5 protein-coding genes are annotated in these 6,086 nt (G+C 70.0%); all 5 read right to left on the reverse strand.

The window, feature by feature from the left end:
* Positions 1-144: 144 nt before the first annotated feature.
* Positions 145-1,449 (reverse strand): TolC family outer membrane protein, encoded by a 1,305-nt coding sequence (locus tag C665_RS17865; protein ID WP_004325261.1) that lies wholly within the window; start codon positions 1,447-1,449, stop codon positions 145-147.
* Between the two features lie 28 nt (positions 1,450-1,477).
* Complete coding sequence (locus C665_RS17870; RefSeq protein WP_004325263.1) at positions 1,478-1,801, reverse strand: rhodanese-like domain-containing protein; 324 nt, start codon at positions 1,799-1,801, stop codon at positions 1,478-1,480.
* Positions 1,802-1,808: 7 nt separating this feature from the next.
* Complete coding sequence (locus C665_RS17875) at positions 1,809-2,462, reverse strand: protein-L-isoaspartate O-methyltransferase family protein (protein WP_004325265.1); 654 nt, start codon at positions 2,460-2,462, stop codon at positions 1,809-1,811.
* A 66-nt stretch (positions 2,463-2,528) separates the two neighbouring features.
* Positions 2,529-5,750, reverse strand: coding sequence for an efflux RND transporter permease subunit (locus tag C665_RS17880; RefSeq protein WP_004325267.1), 3,222 nt, complete (start codon positions 5,748-5,750; stop codon positions 2,529-2,531).
* Positions 5,747-6,086: permuted SH3 domain-containing protein (locus tag C665_RS17885; RefSeq protein ID WP_503169806.1), on the reverse strand; the 340-nt coding region annotated here is incomplete at its 5' end. The genes C665_RS17880 and C665_RS17885, both read right to left, overlap by 4 nt.

Consider the following 6,086-nt stretch of genomic DNA (forward strand, 5'->3'; position numbering starts at 1 on the left):
CTGGTCGCCGACCCGGCGCGGCGCGCGCAGATCGCCGCCGCGGGGCGCGCCTTCGCGACCACGCACCAAGGCGCGACCGCGCGCAGCGTTGCGCTGCTCACGGCGCTGGCTGCGAGGCGTGAGGCGTGAGCCGTGCCGGGACGTTCAGGGCGCGAGCAGTGCGTTGATCGCGCGCACGTCGTCCTCGCCCAGGGTGCCGGCGGCGGCCTTCAGGCGCAACTGCGCGAGCAGGGTGTCGTAGCGCGCACGAGCGAGCTTCTGCAAGGTGTCGGCGAGCTGGGTCTGGGCGTTCAACACGTCGATGTTGATGCGCACGCCGACCTCGTAGCCGAGCTTGTTGGCGTCGAGCGCCGAGGTGGACGAGACGCGCGCGGCCTCGAGCGCCTTCACCTGCGCCATGCCGCTGGTCACGCCCAGCCAGGACTGGCGTGCGGCGAGCGCGGCGCTGCGGCGGGCGTCCTCGAGATCGGCGTCGGCCTTCATGCGCAGCGCAGCGGCCTCGCGCGACACCGAGGACACCCGGCCGCCCGCAAACAAGGGCACGTTGAGCTGCAGGCCGACACTGCTCACTTCATTGCGTCCGGCCGAGAGTTGCAGGTCGTTGTTGACACCGTGCCGGGCGACGACATCGACCGTAGGCAGATGGCCGGCGCGGGCGCGTTCGACTTCGCGCACGGCGATCTCGCGCACCAGCTGCTGGGCCTGCACGCCGAAGCCGCCGGATTCGGCCGCGGCCACCCAGTCGACGATGTTCTCGGGTTGCGGGCGCTGCAGCGCGACGCCTTCGCGCAGGCCGGCCAGCGCCTCGGGTTGTTTGCCGATGATCTGCGCCAAGGTCTGGCGCGCGACCTCAAGCAGGTTCTGCGCCGCGATCTCCTGCGCCGAGGCGAGGTCGAAGCGCGACTGCGCCTCATGCACGTCGGTGATCGTCACCGTGCCGACCTCGAAGCTGGTCTTCGCCAGCTCGAGCTGCTCGCCGGCCGCGGTGCGCAGCTGCGTCACCGCGGCGAGCGCGTCCTGGGCGTTGAGCACGTTGAAGTAGGCCTCGGCGACGCGCAGCACGAGATCCTGGCGTGCAATGCCGAACTGGGTCTCGGCGAGCGCAGTCTGCAGCTCACCCTGCTTGAACTGCACCCAGTTCTGCCAGCGGAACAGCGGCTGGGTAAGCTGCACGCCGTAGCCGTTGCTGTTGTAGCTGCCTTCACGGGGCGAGGCCCCGACCGGCTTGAGCTTGGCGTCGTTCCGGGTGGTGTTGGCGTCCATGCCCACCTGCGGCAGCAGCCCGGCGCGGCCCTGCACCACCTTCTCCTGCCCGGCCTCGAGCTGGGCGCGCGCGGCGGAGAACTTGGCGTCGTTGGCGAGCGCGTCCTGGTACACCTGCATCAGGTCGGCCGCCGCGGCAGCGCCCGCGAACAGGCCCGCCACCAGAACTGCCAGGACTCGCTTCATCGTGTTCTCCGCTGCTGCTGCGCCGCGCTCAATACTGCGGCATGTTGCGATCGACCTCGTTCGCCCAGCCGGCGACGCCGCCGGACAGGTTGGCCACGTTGGAGAAGCCCTGGCGCTCGAGGAACATCGCGACCTGCCAGCTGCGTCCGCCGTGATGGCAGATGACCACCGTCTCGCGGTCGCGTTCCAGCTCCGCGTAACGCGCCGGGACGCTGCCCATCGGCATCGTCACCGAGCCGGGGATCTGGCAGATCTGCACCTCCCACGGCTCGCGCACGTCGAGCAGCAGGGGTGCAGGCCGTCGCGCGTCTTGCAGGCGCTCGGCGAGCATGGTCGGCGTGATCTGCAGCATCGTCGCCTCAGAAGCTGAAGGCTTCGCGCTGGGGCGCGTTCTTGAGCATGGGCACCACGGTCTCGAACACGTCCTCGGTACGGAAGCGGCCTTCGCCCTCACAGGTGATCAGGCGCGCCTTCATGACCGGCGCCTCGCCGACGAAGGCGAACAGGCGACCACCCACCTTGAGCTGCTCGAGCAGCGACTGCGGCACGAAGGGCAGCCCGCCGGAAACGACGATCACGTCGTAGGGCGCGCGGCCAGACCATCCCTGCACACCGTCGCCGTCGACCACGACCACGTTGTGCACGCCGTTGCGCTCGAGGTTGGCGCTCGCCAGCTTCACCAGCTCGGGCTCGATCTCCATGGTGCGCACCCACTCGGCACGCGCCGCCAGCAGCGCGGCGAACCAGCCCGAGCCGGCGCCGATCTCGAGCACGGTGTCGGACTTGGTGACACGCAGCGCCTGCAGGATCTTGCCTTCGATCACCGGCTTGAGCATGACCTGGCCACAGCCGATCGGGATCTCGACGTCGGCGAAGGCCAGCTCGCGATGCGCGGCGGGAACGAATTCCTCGCGCTTGACCGTCATCAGGAGGTCGAGCACGTCCTGATCCAGCACCTCCCAGGGGCGGATCTGCTGCTCGACCATGTTGAAGCGCGCTTTCTCGAAGTTCATCAGGGGCTCCCGGCGAAATATTAGCACACGCTAATGGATAGCGTTATCCATGAAGGCAAAACCTCGTCATTCTAGCGCAGTTGCTGCGCTGCGATCCGCCGCCGCGCGCTCCTCGTCCGCCGGCTTGACACGGTACCAGGCGGCATAGAGCGCGGGCAGGAAGAGGATGGTGAGCACCGTGGCGACGGTCAGCCCGCCCATGATCGCCACCGCCATCGGCCCGAAGAAGGTGCTGCGCGACAAGGGCACCATGGCCAGGATGGCCGCCGCGGCGGTGAGCATGATCGGGCGGAAGCGCCGCACCGCGGACTCGACGATGGCCTCCCACTGCATGCGCCCGGCCTCGACGTCCTGGCGGATCTGGTCCACCAGGATCACCGAGTTGCGCATGGTCATGCCCGACAGCGCGATCGTGCCGAGCAGGGCGACGAAGCCGAAGGGCTTGCCGAAGGCGAGCAGGAAGGCGGCGACACCGATCAGGCCGAGCGGTGCGGTGAGCACGACGATGATGGTGCGCGAGAAGCTCTTCAGCTGCAGCATCAGCACAGTGAGCACGGTGAGCACGAAGATCGGCATGCCGGCGCCCACCGAGCCGCTGCCCTTGGCGCTCTCCTCGACCGCGCCGCCGACCTCGAGCCGGTAGCCGAGCGGCAGCTGCGCGGAGAGCTCGGCCATGCGCGGCGCGAGCTGGCCCACCACCACCGCGGGCTGGGTGCCGTCGTAGAGCGAGGCGCGCACGGTCACGGTGGGGATGCGGTTGCGCCGCCAGATCACCCCCGGCTCGAAGTCGTGCTCGAGGCGCGCCACCTGCGCCAAGGGCACGCTGCGCCCGCCGCCCACCGGCAGGGCGAGGTCGGGCAGCTGCGACAGGTGCGCGCGCTCGCTCTCCGCACCGCGCAGCACCAGCGCGATGGTCTTGTTGCCCTCGCGGAACTGGGTTGCGGTCATGCCCTGCAGCGAGGTGGCGAGCAGACTGGAGAGGTCCTGGGTGGACACGCCGAGCAGGCGCGCCTTGTCCTGGTCGATCGCCACCCGCACCACCTTGGACGGCTCCACCCAGTCCATATGCACATTGGAAAGGTGCGGATTGGCGCGCATCGACTCGGCCACCGCCTGCGCACGCCGGTGCAGCTCGGCCAGATCCGGCCCGCTCACCCGGTACTGCACCGGAAAGCCCACCGGCGGCCCGTTCTCCAGCCGGACGACGATGCCGCGCAGCGGCCAGGGCTCGTCCTCGAAGAGGTGGATCAGTTTCGCGCGCAGCGCCTCGCGCTCGGCCAGGCCGGCGGTGAGGATCACGAGCTGGGCGAAGTTGGTCTGCGCGAGCTGCTGGTCGAGCGGCAGGTAGAAGCGCGGGCTGCCGGTGCCCACCCAGGCCACGTAGTTCTCGATGCCCTCCTGCCTGTCGAGGAAGGCCTCCAGCCGCTTCACCGCGACCTCGGTGGCGTGGTGCGACGCACCCTCGGCCAGGCGCAGGTCGACCAGCAGCTCGGGCCGCGTCGAGTCGGGGAAGAACTGCTGCGGCACGAAGCGGGCGAACACGAACAGCGCGCCGACGAAGATCGCCACGGTGAGCAGGATCACCCCCCAGCGCCAGCGCACGCAGGCGTTCACCAGCGCCCGCAGCCGGTTGTAGAAGGGCGTGTGATAGATCGCGAACTCGTCGTGCTGCTCGTAGGCATGGAGGTCGCGCTCCGCCATCCGCCGCCCCAGCGCCGGCCAGATCCTTCCGACCACGCGCGCCAGCCGCGAGGGCTGCCCGGCGCGCTTGCTGAAGTCGGGCAGCAGGTAGTAGCCCAGATAGGGCACGAAGAGCACCGCGGCGATCCACGACACCAGCAGCGCGGTCACCGTCACCTGGAAGATCGAGCGCGTGAACTCGCCCACCGAGGACGCCGCCAGCGCCACCGGCAGGAAACCCGCTGCCGTCACCAGCGTGCCCGAGAGCATCGGCATCGCGGTCGAGGTCCACGCGTAGCTCGCCGCCCGCACCCGGCCCCAGCCCTGCTCCATCTTGCTCGCCATCATCTCGACGGCGATGATCGCGTCGTCCACCAACAAGCCGAGCGCGATGATCAACGCCCCGAGCGAGATCTTGTGCAGGCCGATGTCGAACAGGTGCATGAACATGAAGGTGATCGCCAGCACCACCGGGATGATCACCAGCACCACCACGCCGGTGCGGAAGCCGAGCGACAGCAGGCTCACCGCCATCACGATGAGCACCGCCTCGGCGAGCACCTTGACGAACTCGTCGACCGCCCGCGTGACCGCACGCGGCTGGTCGGCCACGCGCTCGAGGCGGATGCCGACGGGCAACTGCGCGACGATCTTCTCCACCGCCGCGTCGAGCTGGCGGCCAAGCGCGACGATGTCGCCGCCGCTGCGCATCGACACACCGATGCCGAGCGCCTCCTGCCCCATGAAGCGCAGGCGCTCGGCCGGCGGGTCGGCGTAGCCGCGGCGCACCTCGGCGATGTCGCCCAGGCGCAGGCTGCGCCCGCCGGCGCGGATCACGGTGGCGCGAATCGCGTCGAGGTCCTCGAACTGCCCCGACGGCCGCAGCCAGATGCGCTCATCCCCGGTCTCGAAGAAGCCGGCGCCGGTCTCCGCGTTCTGCCGGGCGAGCGCGCCGACGATGTCGTCCAGGCGCACGCCCAGGGTGGCGAGGCGCGTGTTGGAGATCTCCACGAAGACGCGCTGCGGCTGCTCGGCGAAGAAGCTCACCTTGGCGACGTCCTTCACGCGCAGCAGCTCGCCGCGGATCGCCTCGGCGTGGCGCTCGAGCTCGGCGTGGCTCACGCCCTCGCCGAGCAGGGCGAAGACATTCCCGTAAGTGTCGCCGAACTCGTCGTTGAAATACGGTCCGCGCACGCCGGTCGGGAAGGTGTGGGCGATGTCGCCGATCTTCTTGCGCGCCTGGTACCAGATGTCGGGGATGTCGCGCGCGCGCGTGGAGTCCTTCGCCACGAAGAAGACCATCGCCTCGCCCGGCTTGGAGTAGCTGCGGATGATGTCGGCCTGGGCGATCTCCTGCAGCTTCTTCTCGATCTTGTCGGTGACCTGCTGTTCGACCTCGCGCGCACTCGCCCCCGGCCACTCGGCGCGCACCACCATGACCTTGAAGGTGAAGGGCGGATCCTCGGACTGGCCGAGCCGGGTGTAGGCGAACATCCCGCTCAGCGTGCACACGATCAGGAAGTACAGCACCAGGGAGCGGTGGGTCAGCCCCCATTCGGACAGGTTGAAGCGCCCGCTGCCGATCGGCCCCTCGCCCTTCATGCTCATCGCCGCACGTCCAGCAGCACCGGCGCGCCTACCTCGACGGCACGCACGCGCATGCCCTCGATCAGCTTGTACACCCCGGCCACCACGACACGGGCCTGCGCCGGCAGGCCGGCGCGCACCACGACGCCGTCCTCGCGCCAGGCGCCGAGCTCGACCGCGAGCGGCCGCACGGCGTCGTCCTCGCCCACCACCCACACCGTGCCGGCATCGGCCTGGCCGGGTTGTCGCGTCACCGCGGGCAGCGGCAGCAGCACGCCGCCGGCCTCGCCATCCGCCGTGGCGAAGGCCACGCTCGCGCTGGCGCCGAGCGCGAGCGTGGCGTCGGCCCCCGGCACC

Source organism: Thauera aminoaromatica S2 (assembly GCF_000310185.1).
Taxonomy (GTDB): Bacteria; Pseudomonadota; Gammaproteobacteria; order Burkholderiales; family Rhodocyclaceae; genus Thauera; species Thauera aminoaromatica.